A 25,089-nucleotide genomic window follows, 5' to 3' on the forward strand; every position below is an offset into this window, starting at 1 on the left:
TTATTTTTTAAACACAAAATACACCGCCAAAACCAAACATACAGAAGCATAAAGATGATTCATATTAAGTTTAATATTCTTAAAAGCAACCACGGCAAAAATCACGAAAACGACCAACGTTATCACTTCCTGGATCACTTTCAGCTGAAATAAACTAAAAGGACCGCCATTCCCCTCAAAACCAATTCTGTTTGCGGGAACTTGGAACATGTACTCAAATAAAGCCAGTCCCCAACTTAAAATGATGATGGAAAAAATTCCTGTCTTTTTCAGCCAACCCATCTCCTCGAATTTTAAATGTCCGCACCAAGCGAGTGTCATGAAAACGTTGGAAATCACGAGAAATAAAATCGTGAATATGGCTTTGCTCATGATTTATAAATTTTCCTCAAAAATAGGCAAAAAACAAAATCCGCCTCAAAAATTCTGAAACGGATTCTTATCAAATAAACAACTACGGAATTAATTTAGAATGTTTTTTCCATCGCGATTGCTTTTGGAAAAAGAATGTTATTTTCTAAGTGAATGTGTTTGTGCAGGTCGTTCTGGAAGTCTTCCAGCATTCTGTACGTTACCTGGTAAGTTCCACAGGCGTCATCTGGAAACTCATAATTATTGGTAAGTTCAGCAATTTTTACGAAACGTTCGCCTTCAGCTTCATGCTCGTGCTTCATCATGGCAACAGGATTTTCTACTGTTCCGAAACGAGGCGCCGGCAATGCGTCGCCATTTTTCTTCGCTTCTACCATCTGCTTGATGAACGGGAAAAGAATGAGTTCTTCTTTTTTCATGTGTGCTGCCAAATCCTGGGCACTGCCTATAAAAAGTTCGTTAATATCAAAAAGTTCAGGATGTCTTTCACCGTGTACTTTGCAAAGTTTATTCAAATAAGGAATCAACATTGCAGATTTTTCTTCCACGTAACGGTGGTGGGTTTTCTCAACATAATCTGCCAATAAATCCAGTGGCCACGAATTGAAATCGATATCTTCAGATTTTCTGTTGGCTACTTCTTCCAGTTCTCTATAAATTTCTTCCGGACTTACTTTTTTGTTATCACAAGCCTCTTCTACCGTTCTTCCGCCTTTGCAGCAGAAATCGATATTGTATTTTTTAAAAACTTCTGCAGTTCTGAAATTTTCTGCAACGAAGTCGCCGATTGTTTTTTCTTGAGTAAGCATTTACTTTTGGTTTTAAATTATAGTACAAATTTAAAAAATATTTTTAATTCGGACAAATTTATCCTAATTAATTTTAAAAGTAATTTATTGTTGAGTTCTTTAAATTTTGAAAACTGAAATATCTATTTTATTTCAGCCAGGCGAGACCGCTTTCGGTTTTAAGTCCTAAGTCGTAGAGGGAATGTTTCTGGGTCATTTCGAGAAGTTTTTCACGCACTACCTTAAAATCATCGTGCACGGGACAAGGATTCTCTGCTGAACATTTCTGAAGTCCCAAACCACACTGGGTGAAAAGTCCGTCTCCATCAAAAATTCTTACCAAATGAAAAATTGTAATTTCTTTTTGTTTAGTTTTATCAAAAACAAATCCTCCCTGCTGACCACGAACCGATTCCAAAATATTTTCTCTGCACAGTTGCTGAAGAATTTTAGCGGTAAAGGCTACGGGAGCATCAATCGATTGGGATACTTCTTTCACATTCACTCTTTTTTGCTGCAGACTTTGCCGCGCAATGTAAATGGAAGCTTTAATGGCGTATTCGCAGGCTTTTGAAAACATAAATGTTATTTAAAGAATTGCCACTTCGGGATGAATGCGAGTAAACCAACCGATATAAAAATAAAAAGATTGGTAACATCGGTATACAAAAAGGTCGAAAGATAAAAATTATGAAGAAAGAAATGCAGCACCACTGCCGCTGGGAACATATAAACTCCCATTTTTCTGTAGAAAAAGATGAGGATTAGCCCAATAATCATCAGCAAATCGATAAGGAAAATAAGGATGAAGTAAAATCCGGGAATATTGAGGTCGTTCTGCTGAACATATTCGTCGGAATCGATCCCAATTCCCATCAGCGTGAAGAGCAGCAAAGCCGAAAGTGATAAAATAAATCCTAAATCTTTTTTCGGACTTTCGTTAGAAAATTCTTCGTTCATAGGGTAAAATTAAAAAAACTTTTGAAAGAATTCAAAAGTTTTCAGTTATTACTAAAGATTCAGTTCAGTTAGATTGAAACTGCGTCGATTAATCTGTTTTTATCAGAAAGATATTCCTGCATTGAGATCATACTTTCAGTTCTCATTACATCCTGAATGTCATCAATCTGGTAAATGATTCTTTTAGCATCTTCTGTATTTTTGGCTTTTACTTTACAGAAAATATTGTACTTACCGGAAATTACACTTGCCTCGATAACGTTCGGGATGGTCGAAAGTTCTTTCAAAACTTCCTGGGTTCTGTTTGATTTGGTGAGCAGAATTCCGATGAAAGCTGTGAAATGATAATCGAGTTTACCGTAATCGATATTAAGTGAAGAGCCTAAGATAATCCCGGCATCTTCCATCTTTTTAACTCTTACGTGAATGGTTCCTGCAGAAACTTCCATTTGTTTAGCGATTTCCGTGAAAGGCATTCTGGTGTTTTCTACTAAAAAATCTAGGATTTTTTTATCTATTTCGTCGAGTTGATAGTTCATTTTATATATGTATTGTATAATTGATAATCGTTTGCAAATATTTTTGCAAATTTACAAAAAAATATTAAAATGAAAAAATTTAGATAAATATTAACAGGTTTTAACGCAATCTTTAGTATTTAAGTGATTATCCTTATTTAATTGTATCATTTATAATTGAATCTCTTTTAGATTCTGCCTGTTTAGGATTATTATTTTTGTCTTTTTTCTTCCTTTTGAAGATGGTATTGAAACTTTTACTATAAACTACACCTACTCCGTAGCTTTGGTTGGCACTTGCATTTCCGGCTCCAGCACCGTTCAATCCGATATTTGTCGGTTTACTGTAAGCTCGCAACAATCTTGTACCGTCGTTTTTCTTAGACCAATCGTATTCTACAATCCCTTCACCCGAAAGATAATCGGTATTCGCGTTATCTGATCTGGAAATTGGGATTCCTAACCCTGTTTTTACCGTTACTCTCGGCGAAAGCGCAATACTCACACTTGCATTAGCGCGGTCGCCACTGTTAGAATTTGCATCGCCTTTCAGGTAATTTAAATCTACCTGAAATTCGTTACTGATCTGGTTCAATACAGAACCTAACTGCTTGAAAAGCATATTATAACCAGAAGTTTCCAGTGTATTACCAAGATTGATATCGAATGCAGAATTTCCAACATTAAAACTGCTCATCACCAGAACAGATCCAAACTGAATGATTTTTTCGTCTTCATTACTCATTTTTTCAGCGAGAGTTTCCCTCAAACTGCTCGATACATCCTGTGCGGAAACACCCAATTCAATTTTCGGATTATTCAGTGTCTGCGAAATTCTTGTGGAAAGCAAAACATTGATTGGCTGCAGACTTCCCATGTTGAGATAGGCTCCGGCATTGGTTACGGTTCTTAAATAAGTTGCATTAATATCGAGTTGCGGCGCCATTGCATCACCATCCCAACGGATGCTACTTCCTTTGGAAATCTGGAACGTTCGGTTAAGAATCGCTTTGGAAACAAAGGTTCCGTTATCGACGAAATAATTTCCGTTCATTGAAATTGCTCCGGTTCTGGACATCTGGAATCGGAGTTTCTCAGAATTTCCACGTACGGTTATATCACCAATATCATCGCCCACCATAACGTTTACGGTAGTTCCCTTATCAACCGCAATCGTAAAATCGATATTCATGTTGGCGCTGGATCTTTTCTTTTCTTCTACGGAAACAATTCCCGCTTCGTCTCTTTTCAGGAATCTCAGCATCTTGAATTCTTCAACATTAGAAGTTGAATTTGAATTAAAGGTAAAGACACTGTTGTTTAAAGCCCGCATTTCCGGCGTGGAAATATTTAAAGCCGAAACCGGTCCGTCCACGTATAAAGTTCCGGTACCGTAAATCCGTCCCCAGAAAAGATCATAATCTTTCTGCGTGGTGTTGAGCAGCATTAAATTATCAGCCCTCATCACTAAGTTGACGCCCATTGAAGATAAAGTTTCAAACTGAATCGCTCCGGAAATTGATCCGCGGGAGTTCGATCTTCCGTCTTTTACGCCAATGTCATTCAGAATCGCCAAACCTTTGGAAAGTGAAATCACGGTATCTTCAAACGAATAATCAACGCCGGTAAAGTTAAGTTTCAGCCCCATGTCTTTCATCGCGATATCGCCACTGTAGTCAACATCACTAAGTTTACCGGATATTTTAAGATCTCCTGAAGCTTTTCCTCTTAGATTTCCGAAAACACCTTTTACGAATTCCTGGGCAAAAGCGATATCAAAATCATTCATATCAGCCGTTAAATCAAGCGTTGGTGAAGAAGTATTGTTGTTAATGGTCCCGGTAAGGTGAAGGTTATTGTCACCAATAATTCCTGCGGAAACCACCTTGGCTTCAACATCGAAAACATTCGGTACACTGCTTTTTTTAGCGGATACAACTACATTACCCATATCTTTTCCATTCATCAGAATATCAGTTATATTCAAATCGATAAGCGGTTCAAGATTGTTTTTATCCATGGTAATATCGAAGGTTCCGTTAGCAATTCCCTGTACATCCATACTGTTGTCGCTATTGGTAAGTGCAAAAACTTTGGCAATATCCAGGTTTTTAATTTCTCCATCTGCTGAAAAATCCTTGGCTGATTTGAAGACAGCCTGATTCAGGAAAAGTTCGCTGTTATCGGAATAGAGCCTCAAACGCTGAATGTAGAAATCACCGGCTTTTTTTCTGTATGTAATCGAATGATTTAATTCCGGACTCGTGTCCACACTCCATGCGACATCATTAAATTTCACGGTAGTAGGCTCGAAACGGAAAACATAATCTCCCGCCCGATCTGTAGTTTGGTTAAGATTTACCGCATATTCCTTAAGTGTTTCTTTAATTTCGTCTTCTGGAGTGCCGTGTTTGAAATTAGCTGCAATATGCAGAATTCTGTTATTTTCGTTACGTCCGCTTAAAGTGATGTCTTTCAGAATATTGGTATTGTATTCTACTCTATTTACCTTCGCGAAAATCTGTTCATTAAGATTTGCCGTATTAATCCGAACGATTAAACTGTCGACCATCGCACTGTCGCGGGTAATTTTATCGCGTTCTGTAATTTTATATGCAGGATTCGCGGCGGCTAAGGCTTTGTCGGCATCGGTAATTTCTTCTTTTTTGGTCATCAAATATTTTAGCGAAGCTGCATCAACATTTAAGACCAGATTATTACTGTTACCATCGTAGGCGCCACTAACAGTCGCACCTTTTGGAATCTGCAGATTGGGCTCAAAATAACTTACCAATCCCTGTTTCACATCAAAGTCCATCGTAAAGTGCTGCCCTCTGTATAATTTTCGTGGCGGTGGCCCGACTAATATCTTACCGAGCCCATTCTGAACCATCCCGGCTAAATCACCAAGATTGAATTTTCCGGAAATTCTGCCATTTACAGCTCCCGGCGCGTCAACAGAAACAATACGGTTTCCGTTTTCAAAATAAGCTCTTACTTTAGCATTGGGAATCAAGTACTTTTGTGCGGCATTTGTAAAACTTACGTTCCGCAAATCAGCATCAAGATTTAAGTCGTTGATATTGGTCATTGCAATTTTACCGTCAACCAATCCACTCACAATCTGCGTGCCTTTTCCGCCAGTAAAATAGTTGATATTCAGATACTTCACATCCGCAACAACATCTGCAAGCAAACGGCTGGTGCGGAAATCTACAAATCCTTTTACATTTGCTCGCGCCTGTTCGTCATTTACATTTACAATTCCGTTATAGGTTTTGTGATCCAGCAAACCATCCAGATAAACGTTATTAATTTCCCTGTTCATGATTTCAATTTTCGAAATCTGTGAACGGGTTCTCAGTTTCATGGTATTTACATCAAAACTCTGCCCCTGGATATTAAACTTACCGGAAATTAATCCCACCTGATTCATTTTGGTAATCACCGAAGTATTCAAATCGTTTAATTCTGCATAACCACGGTATTTCGGGAGATTAGAACTGTAATCTTCAAGGTAGAAATTATTTATTTTTGCCTGGCCAATCCCGGTAATTAAATTTGCGTTGGACACATAAACCTGCTTAGGATTTAGGCGTACAGCGCCATTGTATTTTAACCTTCCGAAATCATCAGCAAAATTTTTCATTTTTGATGAAATGAAAGTGGGCATCATTGCTTTCAGTTCTTTGTACGTAAAATCGGTAGAAAGTGAGTTGGTCTCGATCTGAAAGTTACCATTCAGAATATTTTCAACCTTCATTTTAGCAGTTCTTATGTTAACCTGCGGATTTCTAACCAAAAAATTATCGAGATAAAAATCGTTCAGTGGGCCGGTCATATCACCAGAAATATTAATCGGTTTATAATTATCCCAATTGGTGACAAAATAGCTGATATCGTAACCGCTGATCTGGCTTCCGGGCTGCAAGGTCATATCCCATTTCACTTTATTCGTAAAATCAGCCCAGGAACCGTTATTCAGATTTAAAATTAAATCGCCCTGAAGCAGTGAATGATCTGTATTTAGGGTTAAGTCCTTCAGCGTAAGGGCTTCTTTTGTCAATCCAAAATCCGCAGAAAATGTATCGACAAAATGTTTTTTACCCCATCTTTCGGTAGTAAAACGCATATTATTAATCTGCGCAAAAACATCAGATCCATTTACACGAAGTTCTGGTACCACAAGATTAACATTCTGCGCAGTAAGCCATTTACCGGCTTCACCTTCACTATTCTGATTTACAATAGATATTTTGGAATCAGTAATAAAGATTCTGGATTTTAACTGAAATGGCTCTTTTTTAACCGTAGGTGCCGGGGTATTAAAGAGATCCACAAATCGGATGAAATTCGAAATACTGTCGCCTTTATACGTAATGACCTTTAAATCCATTTTTTCCAAAGACAGCGATTGAAACTGCAGATTCCGCGAATCACTGATGATTGCAAACCAATTAGAGTCTGCGTAAAGTTCCTTGGCTTTCAGAAAAGGGAAGTTTTTATAATCTTTAATCGCAACTTCGTGAATATGGATATCTCCAAAATAATTGATGTCAACACTTTTAAACGACATCTGCGATTTCATGTCGGTATTAAGTTTTGCAATCACTTTTTGTGCTGCCCAATTCTTTGTTGAAGGAAGACTTACAATAACCAAAAAAGACGCGACCAGAAAAAGCCCGGACCAAAATAAAATAAGTAAAAGTTTTGCCCACCACTTATAGCTGGTAACATCTTTGGCAGCCTGATCCACAAATTCGCCGGCAGTTTCTACAGGTTTTGTAATTGCGTCGGAAGCCAGTTCTGCAGCACCTTTTACGGTTTCTTTTACAGTTTCCTGAACGTTTTCCACACCTTTCTGCACAGAATCGCCAATGTTCTGGGCTACAGATTTTTTGTTTTCGTTATCGTTATTATTCTCTAAATTTGCCATTGTTATGAGCGACTCAATAATTTTAGGGATAGAATCGTCCTGCGACGATACTTCAGCAGCAATTATTCAGGGGAATAAAATCCTTTCAAACATTGCAGCTAATCAGGAAATTCACAACGATTATGGCGGTGTGGTTCCGGAACTGGCTTCACGTGCGCACCAGCAAAATATTATTCCCGTGGTTGAAAAATCACTGTCCAAAGCAAATATACAACAAAAAGATATTTCTGCCGTGGGATTTACGCGCGGCCCCGGACTTCTCGGCTCGTTGCTCGTAGGTACATCTTTCGCCAAATCACTTGCGATGAGTTTAAATGTCCCTTTGATTGAAGTTAATCACCTTCAGGCACACATTCTGGCGCACTTCATCGACGATGCAAATATTATGCCCCCGAAATTTCCTTTTCTGTGCCTCACCGTCTCCGGTGGGCACACCATGATTGTCCTCGTGAAAGACTATTTCGATATGGAAATTATCGGAAAAACAATTGATGATGCTGCAGGAGAAGCATTCGACAAAATCGGAAAAATATTAAATCTTGATTATCCGGCTGGACCTATTGTTGACCGGCTTGCGAAAACAGGTGATAAAAATTCATTTAAATTTAATAAACCGAAACTTGAGCAATACGATTATTCTTTCAGCGGTATAAAAACGTCTGTACTTTATTTTATTCAGAAAGAAGTGAAAAAAAATCCGGAATTTATTAAAGAAAATCTCGCAGATCTGTGCGCTTCTGTACAGAAATCTATTGTTGAAATTTTAATGGATAAACTTGAAAAAGCTTCAAAAGAATTAAATATCAACGAAGTGGCAATCGCAGGTGGCGTTTCAGCAAATTCCGGACTTCGGGAAGCAATGCAGCAAAACGCCGAAAAACTGGGATGGAATATTTACATCCCAAAATTCGAATACACCACAGACAACGCAGCAATGATCGCTATGGTTGCCAAACTGAAATTCGACCGAGGTGAATTTGCTGACCTTTCGGTTTCTGCTACTGCAAGATATGATATTGAAGAAGGTTTCCGCCAGAAAAATGATTAGGATATGAAATTATTTTTTGGAGAAATATTACCGGAAGTAAAAATTAACGGCGAGGAACAAACGCACATCTCAAAAGTCCTCCGTATGCGTGAAGGCGAAGAAATTTTCGTAACCGACGGAAAAGGAAATCTCGCCAAAGGAAATCTGGTATTTGAAGGCAAAAAAGTTTCATTAAACGCGAAAGTAATCCAAGAAAATCTTCCGGATTTTTCGCCGAAACTTCATATCGCAATTGCGCCTACCAAAAACATCGACAGAATTGAATTCTTTCTGGAAAAAGCCACCGAAATGGGAATTTCTGAAGTCACCTTAATTCAAACCGAAAAAACGGAACGGAAAATCCTCAACATCGATAAACTCAGAAAGCAGAGTATCGCTGCGTCGAAACAAAGTCTGAGATTTCATTTCCCGGTGGTTAATGAGTTGGTAAAATTCTCCGATTTCATAAAAACATTGGATCCGCAAACAACATTTGTCGCACACTGTAATGAAAATCTGGAAAGAATTGATATAAAAGAAATTACCCCAGAAAAAAATATCACTTTTTTAATTGGTCCTGAAGGTGATTTCTCCGATAAAGAAATCCAACTTTTGGCAGAACGCGGAATTAAAGCAGTTTCGCTGGGAAGTCAAAGACTGCGAACGGAAACAGCCGGTGTTTTTGTCGCGGCGTGGAATTATTTTAAGATGATGTAAAAAGTTTATTACACGGGAAAACGTTTCTTAATCGCCTTTTCAACTCTAACCAGAAGAACTATAACTGCCAAACCAACCATTGCCAGACCAACCAGAAGCTTTACGGAAGTTGCAAAATCTGTAATTAATGTAAGCAGGCCGCTTGTTGCTAATACAATTCCGGTTAACATCATTTCCTTGGCTGCATAGCTCTGCGCGAAATCCCACTGATCCTGATTTTTCATAGAAGCACTTGTTCTATAGCCGTATAGATAATTTATTTTCTTTGGTGGAAATTTCAACATAATAAATCCTGCGACTACAAAAACTCCTCCTACAAGTGCCGTTATATTGAAAAACGGATCGTCAAAAAGCTGATTCATTATATTTTCTGTTCTTTTAAATATTTCGCTAAAATCTGCGGACCGCTGGGAATAGAATTCACCGCCCATCTTACTTTCATCTTCCAAATTTTCTCTTCAGAAAGTTTGTAGTCGAGTCCGGATTTAATCAGTTTCTGCTTCAGTTCATAAAAACAAATTGCGGCAGCAACCGAAACATTAAAACTCCGGGTAAATCCATACATGGGAATTGCTAACGTTTCATCAGCAAATTCCAGAATTTCTTCCGTAACGCCTTCTTTTTCCGTCCCGAAGACCAACGCTACAGGTTCTTTGACCTCGTAATCCGGAAGCATCGTCGCATTTTTTTCGGGTGAAACCGCCAGAATTTTGTAACCACGGTTTTTTATTTCCATCAAACTCTCCAGGTTATGCGGAAGTTTTTCAACTTCCACCCAGGTTTCAGCTCCTTTGGTCACGCGAAGATTCGGATTGAATTCGTTCTCGCTTTCCATCGCTACAATCTTATGAAATCCGCACGCTTCTACCGACCTTACAATCGCAGCGGCATTGCGGAACTGAAAAATATCTTCCATTACCGGCAATACAAAATCTGAACTTTCCGGCGCGAAATGTTCGATTTTTTTGAGTCTTTCATCGGTTAAAAATTGTTTGAGATAGTTGAAGGTATGCTGATGATTCATATTTCAAAAATAAGGATTTTTGTAGGAGGCGCGAGCGAAGCGAGCGCCAAAAAGTGTTGAAAGGTGCAATTAATAAATTTTGAATAATTTGTAACTCGAATGATTTTTAAAAACTTTACCGCGCCCCGGCTTGAACGGAGCTCTTTTTGTGTAGCGAAGCGGAGCAAAAAAGCGGGAGTGGAAGACGGAAACTGGCGCCCAAAAAAAATTAAATTTCAATGCCCTCGTTCTGAAACAAACTTTTAAACAAAAGAAATTAGCGTGAAAAGATGTATTTTTGAAGCTATGAAAAGAAAAGTACTCCTGATCTACACCGGTGGAACCATCGGCATGGAAAAAGATTATGAAACAGGCAGCCTGCGGGCTTTCGACTTCGGAAATATCTTTCAAAAACTTCCGGAAATGAAACTTATTGAATGTGAAGTTTCTGTGCATCCTTTCAAAAAACCACTGGATTCATCGGATATGGGGCCCCAGGAGTGGAAAATTATCGCGAACTATATCGGTAAAAATTACGATCATTACGACGGATTTTTGATTCTTCACGGCACCGACACCATGTCTTATACGGCTTCTGCTCTGAGTTTTATGCTGAAAAATCTCCGAAAACCCGTTGTGCTTACAGGATCGCAGCTACCAATTGGTGACTTACGAACTGATGCGAAAGAAAATCTCCTCACAAGTCTTTATTATGCAAGTCTTTACGAAAACAACGAAGCGGTAATACAGGAAGTTACCATTTATTTTGAATATAAACTGCTGCGGGGAAACAGAACCTTGAAATATTCTGCGGAATATTTTGATGCTTACCAAACGCCAAACTATCCTGTTTTGGGACAATCGGGCGTTCATTTGAATATCGAGAAAGATTTCCTGTGGCGTTCTGAAACCAAAGAAAATTTCAGCGTTGATAACCACATCTCAACGGATGTACTGTTCTGGAGGATTTTTCCCGGAATGCATCTTGAGCATTTGTTACAAATGCCAAAAATGAAAGTACTGATTCTGCAGGTTTTTGGCTCCGGAACGATTTTTAATACCGAGAAAACACAACAGACGCTACAGCTGCTTCGCGACCGGGGAACCGAAATTGTGGTGGTATCGCAATGTGTTTCGGGTGGAATAAGTTTTGGCAAGTACTCGAATTCTAATATTTTTACTAAAATAGGGGCCATCAGCGGGCATGACATGACTGCTGAAAGTGCCATTACCAAAGCAATGCATTTGCTGGACAACCCAAAATTGGAGGGTAATTTTGCCGAAATATTCTCCAGAAATATCTGTGGTGAAGTTTCTGTGAATTAAACTTCAAAAAAATGAGTTTCAATTTTCAGTTCTCGATTAAATATTCTATTTTTGCAGTCTTCAATTAGAGAGGTGTCCGAGTGGTTGAAGGAGCTAGCCTGGAAAGCTAGTATACGGGTAACTGTATCGAGGGTTCGAATCCCTTCCTCTCTGCAAAAAAAATCTCTGAAGTTTTCTTCAGAGATTTTTTTATTTACTAAACCTCTTTAAATCTACTTCAGGCATTAAAGGTTTTTGATTTTCAATATGTTCATATAATTCTTTTGAAAAGAAACATCCGTTTAAAATTCCACGTGCGCCCAAGCCATTGAAAACGTAGAAATTGGGATGTTCGGGATAACTTCCCAAAATTGGTCTTCGGTCTCTTACGGTGGGGCGGAACCCAAAGTTTACTTCATTAATTTCGAAGTCGTGAGGATAGAATTCCGAAAGTCCTTCTATTAGCTGCTGCTTTGCGAAATCATCAATTTCGTTCGTCCTTTCGTTGGGGTCGTAAGTTCCACCGTAATAATAATTATCTCCGTTTAAAGGAAAAAGAAAATGTTTTTTCTTCAGCGTAAATGAGTTTGTGAGTGGTTTTGATAGCTGCACTTTCAAGTGATGCCCTTTGTTTGCCATTACAGGAATTTCGGAAAAAAATGGATTATTTTTCACTCCTATACCTTCACAAAAAACAATATGTTTAAAACTGATTTGTTCATATGAATTATCAGTAATTATTGAATAATCAAAATGTTGTTCTCTTAGATGATTATTTTCCTTGAGAAAAGCTTTAAAATCATTAAAAAATTCTTCCACATTAAGCCTCGCAGATAAATTTACAGATCCAGCCGCAAACGGGTTCAGAACAGTCTCCAGATTCTTAAATTCTGGGTTTAAGAAAGGCTCCAGTTGTTCTGTTTCAGATTTTGATAGCCAGAGTTCCTGCTCTTTTTTATCGTGAAAAATCCGGTGAATATTTTCGTTGATTAAGTAGTTTTTACCAGTATATTTTTCAATTTCGTTTAATGTACCTTTCAGAAAACTGATCTGTTCTTGAGCAAGCCAAAAGGTGGTAAATTTCTTTAAAACAACAGGATTCACGATGCCTGCAGAAACCTGAGACGCACTTTTACCGTTTTCAGAAAAAATGAGGAAACTTTTATTGTTCTGTATTAACTGATGGGCGAAAAAAAATCCTGCATATCCGCCTCCAACTATGATATAATCTACATTTTTCATTCTTTAGAAATTTGGTTAAAAAAAAACCTGAGTAAAAGTACTCAGGTTTTAGTATATATTCAAAGGAAATGATTAGTAATTCCACATATCATTTTCCATCTGAAGAATCTGTGCTTTGATTCGCTCGCTCTCTTCAAGCTGTGCATCAGCATCACGTGGGATATAATCTTTGATTACACCGTTTCCTAAACCATTGTCAGATTTGTAGATAATCGACGAAAATCTCCTTGCATTCATCACATCATCATAAGTAATATCCGAGGAAAGGTTTTTACCGTTGAATACGACGTAATTAGCCAAAAGTGGCCGTACATTTGGGTAATATACCCAAAATAAGTCGATATAGTCGTCACCAGAATCCACCAGTTCTCCATCACCACCAATTACGCCCATTGTCTGTGGATCTTTCCCCATTGCCGCGATTCCCAGCAAGCGGTATTTCATTTGGGAATCTCTTTTGTCAATATACCACATTCCCTTAATCTTGAGGAGTTTCACATCCTCGGACTTGGTTTCGTACACGTCTGTACCGGCTGCTCTATCTGCTTCTGTCACTTTAGCTCCGGAATTAATTTTATCAATCAGATCATCAGAAATTACTAATTTACTGGTTCTCTTCTTGATTTCTTCCGGCTCTAATCGTGTGGTAAAATATTCGTCATCATACACTTCGCTGATTTTACCTGAGTTAATTCCATCTATTAAAATTTGGAAAAGCGACTTGTTCTGTGTAACGAGACCGTCGGAATTATGGTATAATTGCTGGTTGAGTTTATCATTCATATCAATGATTTCCCAAACCACGATACTTTTCAGCACGTCTTTCTCATCGATATACCCGTAAGAAAGCGGTACCACTTCTTTGGAGATGATGCTGTCTCCTTTCATCATCTTATTTTCTTCGCGCAGTTGCCGGAACTCTTCGGGAGACTTCGAATTAAGAATGGTTTGTGCCTGCGAGAAACCTACTGATGCGAGGAATATACTTACTATTAACTTTTTCATTATGGTAGATGAATTTAATTTTATCTCATATTAATTCGTCACATTTATTGTAACGTTGCTTGGCGTTTTCGGAATACTGTTCCCCATTCCGGTTGCAGTAACCTCGATGTCGTGGATGGTCACTTTATCACCAGCTCTCAGGTTCGTAAATAAGTTAGCCACTTCAGCTAAAGAATTACCTGTTACCGATACCGATGGTTTATTTGGAACTTTCACTTTAAAACCGTTTACCGCAAAACTTACAGGATATACAAATCCTGGCATATCTACCGCTACAGTTTGATTTTTGATAGACGTTGCAGGCATTGCTACTGCACTTTTGCCTCTAACTGTTCCTACCACTGGCGGTAATTTCTTAACCATATATTTGGTTGATTTACCTCCCACTGTAAGGGTTACCTCATCCACCGGACCAGGAGTTACTGTCCATTTCCCACCGCCACCTGATACCGTAGCACCTGATGCCGAAATGGAAGTTGAGGAAGTTGCACCGTCAACATTAACCGGGTTCGGGAAGCCCTGATATAATACAGTTCCAGAGGTAATTGTTGCGGTAAAATCTTCTTTTTTATCTTCCTGATGAGTAGAATTGGAAATCATCGGAGGAACTGTTTTAGGCGTATCAGTTACCAGAGTTGCGTTAGGATCAGCCATGACACTTTTCCCCTGTAGATAAACGGATAAAACGTCTGACTGGATGTTTCGTATCTCGGTTTCCAATACTTCTAAATTTGCCAGTGCAGCTACCATAGGTTGGTTGTAGAACTTGTGAACCAGCCATGATTTGCCGTTCTTCTTCTTTGGATATTCTGTAATGATATTCTGCTTAGCGCGTGCTACTACGTTCTGGAAATTTTCTTCTCCCTCAAATTTCTGAACAATAAAATTTCGAAGTACATCAATCTTTGACATCATTGATTTTGCTTCGGCTGAAGGTTTAGACTCTTCCCCTCCCTGGAAAAAAAGAGAGGTAGCAGGATCTGCACTGTTTAAAGTGTTGTAATCAAAATCTGTTTCACTATACTTAAAGCCGGAGAGTGTGATCATTTTCTGTTTTTTACCTTCGATATCACCAATGAGATCGTCGCCGAGCTGCTTAAGCTGCATGTAATTGTCGTAAGATGCTTTATCTTCAGGTGAAATTTGTGCTTTTTCCGAGAGATTATATTCAAATAACTGGTTTTTTGCATCTGTTAATTTACGGGTTTCGGTAAGTGAAACCTGTGTATCATAAAATGATCTCACGATTTCCTGATCGATCTGCAGTGCAAGCATTGCAATAAAGACCAGGTACATCAGGTTAATCATCTTCTGACGAGGGGTCTGTTTTCCTTGTGCCATTTTAGTAAATTTTGTTAATAATCTTAAATTTTAATTATAAATGGTTAGAAAACTATGATTTCATTGCACTAAGCATGCCGCCGTAAACTCTGTTAAGACTATTAAGGTTTGCTGTTAATCCTGTTAATTCTTCATTGAATTTTTCTGAATGTGCTGCAGATTTCTGCATATCTTCAACATATTTTTTGCTGTACTCAGTTTGTGTTTTACCATGCTCTAACTGAAGTGCATATAAAGCGTTCATGCTTTCCAAATGACTTGCAGCTAAAGTTAACTGATCGTTATACTTCTGCGTAGAAGTGGTAACATCAACAGTTTGATTGATCTGATCAACTGAGCTTGAAAACTTATCAATACCGGTTCTTAATCTTTCGAATAAGTTTACATCTAATTTTGCATCAGCAAGCATTTGATCTAATTTATCGGATAGAGAAACTTCCAATTCTTTAACTTCTGCAGATTGAATGCCTAATGTAGAGTGTTTAGGGTTTGGGTTTGCATCTTTGTCTAACAATTCAGGATATACATTTTCCCACGCGTAAGATTCTTCAGTTTTCGGTGGATCGAATGCGAAAATAATAAAGATAATCGCTTCCGTAATCAGTCCTATTGCCAATAGAGTATTCCCGGAAAGTGGGCCTAAACTCCAGTGCGTGATTTTAAATAGTGCACCAAAAATTACGATTGCAGCTCCTATGGAGTAAATAAAATTATAAATAGCTTCTTTAGTCTTAAACATGTCAGTTGAATTTTTAGTAGTTAATTATTTGTTTAGTTTTTTTATCGCTGAATTTAGTTTGTTCTTTTCTTGAATTTTGCAGTTCCCTCCGGAATATCCTGAACCGTTCTGAAGCCAATATAACTTCTCGCCGAATCTTTTCTTTCGTAATCTCTGGCGCCCGTCATCAGGAGGTATCCTACATCTTTCCAGGAACCGCCACGTACAGATTTTCTTGGCTCTTTGTAAGCTTCATTTGATAAATAAGGATTTAAAGTTGAAGCAAACTGATACGTTGAATTGTTGTAAGGAGACTCGGTCCATTCTGCTACGTTACCAGCCATGTCATAAAGACCAAAACCATTCTTCTGGAACTGTTTTACAGGTGCTGTATAAGTATAGGTTCCTTTTTTCTCGTCTTCTATATAATTACCACGTTTTGGTTTAAAGTTGGCGAGGTAACATCCTCTGTCATCCTGAAGGTACGGACCACCCCACGGATATGTTGCATTTTCTCTACCTCCTCTCGCGGCGTACTCCCATTCCGCTTCTGTAGGAAGACGGAAGGCCATTGGCTTTTGTTTTTTCTTTTTCAGTGCTTCATTATAATCAGATTTCAGTTTTGATCTGAAGTCACAGAATGCTCTTGCTTGATCCCAAGTTACCCCAACAACAGGATAGTTTTTGTAAGCACTGTGCCAGAAATATCCATCATATAAAGGTTCGTTGTAAGCGTAGTTGAAATCTTTGATCCAAACAGTAGTGTCCGGATATACAGCAATACTTTCTTTCTTAAGATAATTTGCACCTCTCGATTTATCTTTAACCGCTGATTCTATATCTTCCCAGGTGTAAGCATAAAGAAGTTTTCTACTATCTAAAATTCTTTCATTATTAATTCTTTCAGCTGGTGGAAGATACATAGATTCCAGAATCTCTGCATACTGTGCATCCGGATAATCAGAAGTTTTCCAACGGAGAGGCACAGACCAGTCGAGTTTTTTAGATTCATCATAACCTTCTCTCCCGCCCTGAGATTCCATAAATTCCTGATAAGCATTCTTCTCGTCAGCTGCTTTTTTTGAAGCATAGGCAAAATCTGCGATCGACGTTCCGTCACCACCGGAACCACCTTCCCCAGCAGCTTCTGCTAGAAGAGAACGAGCAATTGAGTCTCTTACATAATTAATGAAAACACGATATTCCGCATTGGTAATTTCTGTTTCATCCATAAAAAATGAAGAAACGGTAACTGTTTTAAGAGTTGCTTTTTCCGGAGTATTAGTAAAGTCCTGATCAGCCATACCCATCACATAGGAACCTGCCGGCACCGCTACCATCCCGTAAGGTCTTTCGGCTACAAAAGATTTAGATTTTCCCTTTGGGACAAGTTCTCCTTTCATTCCGGGCTTACCTGCAGAGGCACCACCACCTTTGGAACAAGAGATTACTACAGATGCTGATATTAATATAAGAAATATTCTTTTCATGCTATTTTTTAGAAATTAAGCGGTAAATATATATAATTTTTTAGAAAACAATTATGATTTTTTTTGCAGAACGTAAAATTGCTTGGATTATTTTACAAAAATTAACATTTATTTTACTCTACAGTCACAGATTTTGCAAGATTTCTCGGCTGATCAACATTTGCTCCCCTGTAAACAGCAATGTAGTAAGCCAGTAACTGTAATGGAACTGACGCAATAATTGGAGAGAAACATTCTGAAGTTTCGGGAAACTCGATAACATAGTCTGCCATGGAAGCTACCTGTGTATCTCCTTTGTTAACTACCGCGATTACTTTCCCTTTTCGTGCCTTAATTTCCTGTACGTTGCTTACAATTTTATCATAATGTCCCTGTTTTGGTGCAATGATCACAATCGGCATGTTCTCGTCGATCAGTGCAATTGGTCCGTGTTTCATTTCAGCAGCCGGATATCCCTCCGCATGAATGTAAGAGATTTCCTTAAGCTTCAGAGCACCTTCCAACGCTGCCGGAAAATTGTATCCTCTTCCTAAATAAAGGAAGTTTTGTGCGTCAACAAAATTCTTAGCAATATTCTGGGTAATTTCATTGGTAGATTCAAGGACTTCTTCAACTTTTTTCGGAATAGCATCCAGCTCAGTAATAAGTTTCATGAATTCCTGGTTGCTGAGATGACCATTATGTTTACCTAATTTCAAAGCGATAAGCGAAAGTATGGTAAGCTGGGCTGTGAATGCTTTTGTAGAAGCCACACCAATTTCAGGTCCAGCATGAGTATAAGATCCTGCATCGGTAATTCTTGCGATTGAAGAATCTACTACATTACAGATTCCGTAAATGAAAGCTCCTTTTTCTCTCGCCATTTTAATGGCTGCCATGGTATCTGCCGTTTCACCGGACTGGGAAATTGCAATAACCACATCTTTTTCGGAGATAATTGGATTTCTGTAACGGAATTCTGATGCGTATTCTACCTCTACCGGAATCCTTGCAAACTCCTCTATTAAATATTCACCAATTAAACCTGCATGCCAAGAAGTACCGCACGCAATAATCGTAATTTTCTGTGCCTGGCTGATTCTGTCAAGATGATCCCAGATTCCGGCCATCTTAATAATGCCTTCATCAACAAGTAATCTTCCTCTTAAAGTATCATGAATTGATTTAGGCTGTTCGAAAATTTCTTTAAGCATAAAATGCTCGTATCCACCTTTCTCAATTTGCTCCAGACTTAATTTTAGTTCCTGAACTTCAGGGATAACTTTTTCATTGTCTTTAATGTTTCTAATGTCAACTCCTTTTTCCAAAGAGATTGTTGCCATATGCCCTTCTTCGAGATAAACAGCTTCCTTGGTAAATTCGACGAAAGGTGAAGCATCTGAAGCAATAAAATATTCTTTTTCGCCAAGACCAATCGCCAACGGAGAACCTAATCTTGCTACTACAAGTACACCTGGGAAATCATCGTGCATTACCGTGATTGCATAGGCACCATAAACTTCATTCAAAGCGAAACGTACTGCCGTAGGAAAATCGATTTCCGAATTGGTATCCATAAAATACTGGATCAGGTTTACCAAAATTTCGGTATCGGTTTCTGACTGAAAAGTGAAGCCTTTATCGGTAAGCATAATTTTAATGGTATCGTAATTTTCGATAATCCCATTATGAACTAATGCTATTTTGCCGTTATTTGAAACATGCGGATGCGAATTTCTGTCACTCGGCACGCCATGGGTTGCCCATCTTGTATGACCCATTCCTACATTTGCCTTGCCGGAAAGATCTTTGGAAATGGCAACTAAATCATCAACCTTGCCTTTGGTTTTAGCTACAGCAAAATCTGAGTTTTCACTGTCGAGTACAATTCCTGCACTGTCGTATCCGCGGTATTCTAAACGGCGAAGACCGTTGATTACCACTTCATATGCATCCTGAAAACCGGTGTATCCTACAATACCACACATATAATTATATTTTTATTTAAATTCTTAATCTATTTTTTTCCGTAAGTAATAATGAGCTGCGCACTTCTTGCATTACCAGGATCTGTTCCTACGAATACAGCTCTGTGAGGTGTATAAGACCTCGTATTGAAGTTCTGCGCTCCAAGATCTGCATAAAACGAACCCAACAAAGCACCGGTTTGGTCATAGGTATAATTACCTACGTTCAGGATGAAATGGCGGGACTTAGCTTCTTTCTCGACAATATTTTTCAAAGTTTGCGTAATACCAATCTCGTACTTAGCCGGATTTTTATCTAGATCATAAGCCTTCACTAGATTATAAACTCCAGTATAGGCAAGCGTGCTCATATCCTCAAGATAGGTGTTAAGATCTTTTTGTTTTACTACAAAATAAGAAGGTTTCTGGTAATTATTGCTCCAGCTCGCTACATCGGTGTAAAGCCTTAATTTTGCTGAAATAATTCCTGCTTTATCATTGTTATATAAATCCTTAATGCTTGCAATCGTAGTCTCCGGGATTTTAATTCCTATTCCCGGACCTCCCATTCCCTGGGCATATACTTTAAGCATTCCGCTGATGGTGTCCTGAACCGCAGCGACAGATGCTGCAGGAGCATTTGTCCTGTCATAGGTAATTTGGTTAAAGTGGGTGTTCGCAGAGCCTAAATCAAGAGGAAACACACCTTCTTCTCTTGTTGTGGTGCCGTTTTCAACTTTATCCTTCTTATAATAAAGATTAATCACAACACTGTTGGGATCGAAATTGAAAATATATCCGTCGTTTTGTTCCACAGATAATTTCAATCCTTTAAAATACCTGATGAAAGACGCAGCGTCGGCAAGTTCAGGTGAAGAAGCTTTGGCAATAATTTTATTCTGAAAAAAAGCACTGTCTAAAGCAATTCTAAGGGAAGCCTCGCGTATATAAAGATCTGAATTATCTGAATCTTTTGTAATTTTAATAGAGTTAATCGTACCGTTGAAAACCTTATTTGCCAATAAATTCCCGGTCGTAACAGCTTTGTTTGAAAAAATCTTATCGGTATTAGAGCCTAAAAAGTCGTTAACTTCATTAACTTTTATATTAAATAATGTTTTACCATCGATTTTGGTTTTGCCGTATTTGGTCACCGGATAAGTCACAACCACCTTTTTTGCAGGCACTGCTCCCACCGGATAAATATAATCATCTGCAGTTGTAGTGGTAGCAGAATCTGAAGCATAAGCCGGCTTAATAACCAAAACAGCTGAATCCAGAACGGCGTTTGTCCCAAAATCCGGGCTGTAAGAAGAAAGTCTGACCTGCGAAACGTAAGCTGATTTCTGAAGACCGAACTGCGGCTCGTTGAAAGCTCCTAAAGTAGCGCTTTGGAGTCTTGTCGCATCTGTACGTATGGTGTCGTTATTATTTACGCTATAAGCAATTACGCTATATGTTGAATCTATCCCCTGAGCTCCGTTCTGAAAAAACTGTGAACCCAGTTGATCTGCATCGGGTTCACAATTCCATAAAATTAAACTTCCAATTACCAGCGAAGCTGTAATATTGAAGAATTTCTTAATATCTTTTGTCATTAAATTTTAAATTGATTAGTATAATTTTGCGATTGATTCAGCGTCTAAATATTCAGATTTTGCAGTTTTTGTCTTATTGAAGGCCGCATCAAGTTCATCCTGCAGAAATTCATCACCTTTTACCACGACATCTACCATATCCATGCTTTCGATAACGAACTGCTGAAAACTAGGTTTCTTAAACGCTTTTAGTGAAGTAATATTGTCGAAATTCAATTTTTGTTCTACAGTGGGTGAAAGCGCTGCATCTTCTTCGTTATAAACAGAAAGTACAAGCTTTGAATCTTTAAAATAAGAATCGTTCTTATAAAAAGTTTTTAGATAAACCGGGATGAAAGAAGCCATCCAGCCGTTAAGATGAATTACATCCGGAACCCAGTTGAGCTTTTTGATGGTTTCAATTACGCCTCTGGCAAAGAAAATCGCACGTTCATCATTATCAGGAAAATAATTTCCTTCATCGTCTGCATAAAACTGCTTTCTCTTAAAATACTCATCGTTATCTATAAAATAAACCTGAAGTCTTTCGCCCGGCAGAGAAGCCACTTTAATAATCAGCGGTTGATCCAGATCATTAATAATGATGTTCATCCCAGAAAGGCGGATGACCTCATGGAGCTGAAACTTCCGTTCGCTGATCTGGCCAAATCTTGGCATAAAAACGCGTACATCGTTGCCTTCCTGGTGCATCTTTAGCGACATTTTGTTAACCATGGCGGCCATATTGCTGTCTTCCTGGTATGGAAACATTTCTGTAGTGACGTATAATATTTTTTGGTTCGGCATAAAATCTATCGTTTCTTCAATTATCAAGCAGAATATTCTGTCGGGCAAAATTACGAAATTTTAAGCTAATATTTTTCAATTAACAAATTTTAATAATTATAATTGAATTTGCTCTGTTTATGCGTAAAAAACATTTCTTTACAAGTGTATTATTTTTTCTCAGAAATAACTATTTTTACCATTACATTAATAAACTATGGAAATTTTTAAAACAAAGAAAACTCTTCTGGATTATATAGAAAGGCAGAAAGAGATGGGTAAAAAAGTGGGTTTTGCTCCAACTATGGGCGCATTACATGATGGACATATCTCTCTGTACGAAGCCGCAAGAAAAGAAAACGACCTGGTAATCTCCTCGATCTTCGTTAACCCTACGCAATTCAACAACGCATCAGATCTTGAAAAATATCCGCGCACAATTGAAAAGGACATAGAAATTCTGGAAAAATCCGCATTCGTAGATGCTGTTTACATCCCTGAAGTCACTGATATTTATCCCGAAGGACTTAAAAGCAAGGAATATAACTTCGATGGTTTAGAAAATGAAATGGAAGGCAAATTTCGTCCGGGACATTTCAATGGTGTTGGCACTGTGGTAGAAGAACTCTTCCGCCAGGTAAAACCCGACAACGCTTACTTCGGAGACAAAGATTACCAACAGCTCGCCATCATAAAAAAACTTGTTGAGAAACTCAATTTACCAATAAAAATCCATGGCGTACCGATCTACCGTGAAAAAAACGGGCTCGCGATGAGTTCCAGAAACAAAAGATTAGATCATGAGCAATGCGAAGCCGCAAAAGTTATTTATGAAACACTGGTAAAAGTAAACGACTGGTTCCGGATCATCACCGTTTCTGAAATCTACCAAAGGGTTAGAGATATATTCGAAGATCAGCGGGGAATGGTTTTAGAATATTTTGAAATTGCGGACGAAGCCACCCTGAAAGAAACCGACTTTTTTTATAAAGACCGCAATTACCGCGCATTCATCGTCGTATTTGTTGGCGACGTACGGTTGATAGACAATATGCACTTGGATTAATAAAACGTCAAAAGTCTTCCTTGAGGGAAGACTTTTGATCACCAAATCACAAAATATTAATATGAAAAAAATTTACTCCTAAGAGTAAAATTGTGACCCGGCTGGGATTCGAACCCAGGACCCATACATTAAAAGTGTATTGCTCTACCAGCTGAGCTACCGAGTCTTAGAAAATGTAAACAATAAAATTTACTTTCTAATAAATTTAACTTGTGCCTGCGACTGGACTCGAACCAGCACATCCTTAGGAAACCACCCCCTCAAGATGGCGTGTCTACCAATTTCACCACGCAGGCAAAAAAAATCCGTAACAGTTACGGAATTTTTAGCTAGTGACCCGGCTGGGATTCGAACCCAGGACCCATACATTAAAAGTGTATTGCTCTACCAGCTGAGCTACCGAGTCGGCCACTCTCTAAAACGAATAATTAAAAACCGAAGTCTGTAATTATTTTCCCTTTTTGAGTGGTGCAAAGATAGGCCTTTTTTTAAAATCTCAAAATTTTTTTAGTAATTTGTACAAAATTCAAAAATGATTATTTCACTCATAGGATACATGGGAAGTGGTAAATCTCACATTTCCAAAGTTTTGAGCCAAAAGCTACATTTAAAATTAATTGATCTCGACAAAGAAATTTCTTTGAAAAATAATTTATCCATTCACGAAATCTTTCAAAAAAAGGGTGAAATCTACTTTAGAAAGCAGGAACGGGAATTACTTGAAGAGATTTTAGCAACTTCTGAACACTGTATTTTAAGTCTGGGTGGCGGCACACCGGCTTACTATAACAATATGCAACTTATCAATAAGCATACGCAAAGTATTTTCCTCCGAACTTCTGTAAAAACACTTGCTGAGAGACTTTTAAAACAGAAACAGAAAAGACCGCTTATTGCTTCGCAAAACGATGAAGATCTCCCCGAATTTATCGCCAAACATCTTTTTGAAAGAAACGTTTATTATTCACAGGCAAAATTTACTGTAGATACCGATGGTAAAGAACCAGAACAGATTGCCGATGAAATTGCAGCGTTGTTTTAATCTTCAGTATTTTCGTTCACATCACTGAAAAATAAATCCCAGTCATCATCAGCCATTTCGGAATTTGCATCTCCGGCTACATATTCATCCATATCCCGTCGGTCTTTTTTCGTAGGTCTTCCCTCGCCTTTTCCTCGGTAGTAATCCTGGGTAAGCTTACGTAGTTTAAGGATTTCGTACTGTTCTTTATCTGTTTTGTCTTCAATATGAAGCGGAACCAACTTCGCACCTAACCTGCTTTTCGGGATCTCAAGAACCTTAATCTGATAATCGATTTGATTTTTGCGAATTTTTATCACATCTCCCGGATTCACCTCTTTGGATGATTTCACCACATTATTTCCTACAGAAACTCTGTTTTTCTTGATTTCATCGGCCGCAATACTTCTTGTTTTGTAAAACCGCACACACCATAAAAATTTATCGATTCTCATATTTTATTTATACTTTTGCTGGATTGAAAATTTTAGCAATTTAATGATAATATTAAAAATGAAGAAAACATTCTTATATCTCGCATTAGCATCTATAGCCATCATATCTTGCAGAAACGATGATAATCCTGAGACAACAGAGGAAGTAAGCATAGAAACACAGAATACATATGATGACCAGGCGGCACAGCACTTTCTGGATACTCATTACCTTGATGCGAAAGGAAATATAAAGGATTTTGTTGCTACAGATACGGTAAACGTAAAGTTAGCAGATTTGAACCCTGTAACATTGCCGTCCGGTGTTATTTACATCGTGCGACCCGGCGCACAGCCAACCACTGGAACAAATATCGGCCAATATGATTTGCTTAGATTAATGAGTAAATCGACAACTTATGTTGCTACAAATACCGATAATAAGGTTACTTTTACATCACCATCAACCTTCAGAAATACCATCGACGGTGCTGGGGTTCCGGAAGTAGATCCTTCTTATTTCTACGTAAAAAAATCTGTTCTCACAAGTGCAACAGTTGCCGCTGCCAAAGAGAGAAGTTATTATGAAATTGAAGGATTTCAGGAAGCGATTAAAAAATTCCAGGCATTTGATATGCCCGATGACAGCAATTATAATCTTCAGGGTGTGATCATTGTTCCTTCCAGAGCAGCTTTTGCAAGAGATGTACATTTCAATTATACCGGTCTTGCATACAGAAACAGGAGTTTTGTATTTAATTTCCAAATTTACAAAACAACACATTTTGATGCAGAAAGATAATATCTGAGCATAAATTATAAAGTTCCTCAAAAATG

At 38.2% G+C, this 25,089-nt stretch carries 23 protein-coding genes and 4 tRNA genes; 7 read left to right on the plus strand and 20 right to left on the minus strand.

What is annotated here, in order from left to right; translation table 11 throughout:
* The 6 genes from CDW55_RS00610 to CDW55_RS00635 all read right to left on the minus strand — a co-directional run bounded on the left by CDW55_RS00610 (position 1) and on the right by CDW55_RS00635 (position 7,574).
* Positions 1-372, minus strand: coding sequence for a DMT family protein (locus CDW55_RS00610; protein WP_088467811.1), 372 nt, complete (start codon positions 370-372; stop codon positions 1-3).
* Positions 373-467: 95 nt separating this feature from the next.
* Positions 468-1,181 (minus strand): iron-sulfur cluster repair di-iron protein, encoded by a 714-nt coding sequence (gene ric, locus CDW55_RS00615; RefSeq protein WP_088467812.1) that lies wholly within the window; start codon positions 1,179-1,181, stop codon positions 468-470.
* A 127-nt stretch (positions 1,182-1,308) separates the two neighbouring features.
* Entirely contained in the window at positions 1,309-1,740 is a 432-nt protein-coding gene (locus tag CDW55_RS00620) for an RrF2 family transcriptional regulator (protein ID WP_088467813.1), read from the minus strand.
* Positions 1,741-1,745: 5 nt separating this feature from the next.
* The gene (locus CDW55_RS00625; protein WP_088467814.1) at positions 1,746-2,120 is read right to left on the minus strand and encodes a hypothetical protein; all 375 of its coding nucleotides are present in this window, start codon (positions 2,118-2,120) and stop codon (positions 1,746-1,748) included.
* 68 nt (positions 2,121-2,188) lie between these two features.
* Entirely contained in the window at positions 2,189-2,659 is a 471-nt protein-coding gene (locus CDW55_RS00630) for an Lrp/AsnC family transcriptional regulator (protein WP_088467815.1), read from the minus strand.
* 133 nt (positions 2,660-2,792) lie between these two features.
* The gene (locus CDW55_RS00635) at positions 2,793-7,574 is read right to left on the minus strand and encodes a translocation/assembly module TamB domain-containing protein (protein WP_088467816.1); all 4,782 of its coding nucleotides are present in this window, start codon (positions 7,572-7,574) and stop codon (positions 2,793-2,795) included.
* Positions 7,575-7,578: 4 nt separating this feature from the next.
* Here CDW55_RS00635 and tsaD point away from each other — a divergent pair, with 4 nt between their 5' ends.
* Together tsaD and CDW55_RS00645 are read left to right on the plus strand one after the other, a co-directional pair.
* A complete protein-coding gene (gene tsaD, locus CDW55_RS00640; protein ID WP_088467817.1) occupies positions 7,579-8,622 on the plus strand; it encodes a tRNA (adenosine(37)-N6)-threonylcarbamoyltransferase complex transferase subunit TsaD in 1,044 nt (347 codons plus the stop codon).
* 3 nt (positions 8,623-8,625) lie between these two features.
* Entirely contained in the window at positions 8,626-9,318 is a 693-nt protein-coding gene (locus CDW55_RS00645; protein ID WP_088467818.1) for an RsmE family RNA methyltransferase, read from the plus strand.
* A gap of 8 nt (positions 9,319-9,326) precedes the next feature.
* Here the strand turns inward: CDW55_RS00645 and CDW55_RS00650 are convergent, their stop codons facing one another.
* Both CDW55_RS00650 and CDW55_RS00655 read right to left on the minus strand, forming a co-directional pair.
* On the minus strand, positions 9,327-9,680 hold the full coding sequence (locus CDW55_RS00650) for an SdpI family protein (RefSeq protein WP_179285883.1): 354 nt from the start codon (positions 9,678-9,680) through the stop codon (positions 9,327-9,329).
* Positions 9,680-10,342 carry a TrmH family RNA methyltransferase gene (locus tag CDW55_RS00655; protein ID WP_088467820.1) on the minus strand — a complete coding sequence of 221 codons (663 nt, stop codon included), beginning with the start codon at positions 10,340-10,342 and terminating at the stop codon, positions 9,680-9,682. Before CDW55_RS00655 ends, CDW55_RS00650 begins: the two co-directional genes overlap by 1 nt.
* Before the next feature lie 285 nt (positions 10,343-10,627).
* Here CDW55_RS00655 and CDW55_RS00660 point away from each other — a divergent pair, with 285 nt between their 5' ends.
* Together CDW55_RS00660 and CDW55_RS00665 are read left to right on the plus strand one after the other, a co-directional pair.
* The gene (locus CDW55_RS00660) at positions 10,628-11,647 is read left to right on the plus strand and encodes an asparaginase (protein WP_088467821.1); all 1,020 of its coding nucleotides are present in this window, start codon (positions 10,628-10,630) and stop codon (positions 11,645-11,647) included.
* A gap of 66 nt (positions 11,648-11,713) precedes the next feature.
* Positions 11,714-11,800: transfer RNA gene (locus tag CDW55_RS00665), tRNA-Ser, on the plus strand.
* A gap of 36 nt (positions 11,801-11,836) precedes the next feature.
* Here the strand turns inward: CDW55_RS00665 and CDW55_RS00670 are convergent.
* The 8 genes from CDW55_RS00670 to CDW55_RS00705 form a co-directional block, all read right to left on the minus strand.
* Positions 11,837-12,868: an NAD(P)/FAD-dependent oxidoreductase gene (locus CDW55_RS00670; RefSeq protein ID WP_088467822.1), complete on the minus strand. Its 1,032-nt coding sequence runs from the start codon at positions 12,866-12,868 to the stop codon at positions 11,837-11,839.
* Positions 12,869-12,940: 72 nt separating this feature from the next.
* Complete coding sequence (gldN, locus tag CDW55_RS00675) at positions 12,941-13,873, minus strand: gliding motility protein GldN (protein WP_088467823.1); 933 nt, start codon at positions 13,871-13,873, stop codon at positions 12,941-12,943.
* 30 nt (positions 13,874-13,903) lie between these two features.
* A complete protein-coding gene (locus CDW55_RS00680) occupies positions 13,904-15,214 on the minus strand; it encodes a GldM family protein (protein WP_088467824.1) in 1,311 nt (436 codons plus the stop codon).
* 52 nt (positions 15,215-15,266) lie between these two features.
* Positions 15,267-15,953: a gliding motility protein GldL gene (gldL, locus tag CDW55_RS00685; RefSeq protein WP_088467825.1), complete on the minus strand. Its 687-nt coding sequence runs from the start codon at positions 15,951-15,953 to the stop codon at positions 15,267-15,269.
* Between the two features lie 53 nt (positions 15,954-16,006).
* Positions 16,007-17,422: a gliding motility lipoprotein GldK gene (gldK, locus tag CDW55_RS00690; protein WP_088467826.1), complete on the minus strand. Its 1,416-nt coding sequence runs from the start codon at positions 17,420-17,422 to the stop codon at positions 16,007-16,009.
* A gap of 113 nt (positions 17,423-17,535) precedes the next feature.
* A complete protein-coding gene (gene glmS / locus CDW55_RS00695; protein WP_088467827.1) occupies positions 17,536-19,389 on the minus strand; it encodes a glutamine--fructose-6-phosphate transaminase (isomerizing) in 1,854 nt (617 codons plus the stop codon).
* Between the two features lie 29 nt (positions 19,390-19,418).
* Entirely contained in the window at positions 19,419-20,966 is a 1,548-nt protein-coding gene (locus CDW55_RS00700) for a DUF4270 family protein (protein WP_088467828.1), read from the minus strand.
* Between the two features lie 15 nt (positions 20,967-20,981).
* Complete coding sequence (locus tag CDW55_RS00705) at positions 20,982-21,752, minus strand: glycogen/starch synthase (RefSeq protein WP_088468649.1); 771 nt, start codon at positions 21,750-21,752, stop codon at positions 20,982-20,984.
* A gap of 196 nt (positions 21,753-21,948) precedes the next feature.
* On the opposite strand from CDW55_RS00705, the gene panC reads away from it, so the two are divergent.
* Positions 21,949-22,797 carry a pantoate--beta-alanine ligase gene (panC, locus tag CDW55_RS00710; protein WP_088467829.1) on the plus strand — a complete coding sequence of 283 codons (849 nt, stop codon included), beginning with the start codon at positions 21,949-21,951 and terminating at the stop codon, positions 22,795-22,797.
* Between the two features lie 93 nt (positions 22,798-22,890).
* Here the strand turns inward: panC and CDW55_RS00715 are convergent.
* From CDW55_RS00715 to CDW55_RS00725, 3 genes are all read right to left on the minus strand, one after another.
* Positions 22,891-22,963: transfer RNA gene (locus tag CDW55_RS00715), tRNA-Lys, on the minus strand.
* A 47-nt stretch (positions 22,964-23,010) separates the two neighbouring features.
* Positions 23,011-23,093: transfer RNA gene (locus CDW55_RS00720), tRNA-Leu, on the minus strand.
* A gap of 37 nt (positions 23,094-23,130) precedes the next feature.
* Positions 23,131-23,203 (minus strand) — tRNA-Lys (locus tag CDW55_RS00725).
* Between the two features lie 126 nt (positions 23,204-23,329).
* Here CDW55_RS00725 and CDW55_RS00730 point away from each other — a divergent pair.
* Positions 23,330-23,839, plus strand: a complete 510-nt coding sequence (locus CDW55_RS00730; protein ID WP_088467830.1) for a shikimate kinase — start codon at positions 23,330-23,332, stop codon at positions 23,837-23,839.
* Here CDW55_RS00730 and CDW55_RS00735 read toward each other — a convergent pair.
* Entirely contained in the window at positions 23,836-24,273 is a 438-nt protein-coding gene (locus CDW55_RS00735; protein ID WP_088467831.1) for an RNA-binding S4 domain-containing protein, read from the minus strand. The two genes, CDW55_RS00730 and CDW55_RS00735, sit on opposite strands and share 4 nt — an antisense overlap.
* A gap of 58 nt (positions 24,274-24,331) precedes the next feature.
* Here CDW55_RS00735 and CDW55_RS00740 point away from each other — a divergent pair, with 58 nt between their 5' ends.
* Entirely contained in the window at positions 24,332-25,054 is a 723-nt protein-coding gene (locus tag CDW55_RS00740) for a hypothetical protein (RefSeq protein WP_088468650.1), read from the plus strand.
* Positions 25,055-25,089: the final 35 nt, after the last annotated feature.

Source organism: Chryseobacterium sp. VAUSW3, assembly GCF_002205795.1.
Classification (GTDB): Bacteria; Bacteroidota; Bacteroidia; order Flavobacteriales; family Weeksellaceae; genus Kaistella; species Kaistella yananensis.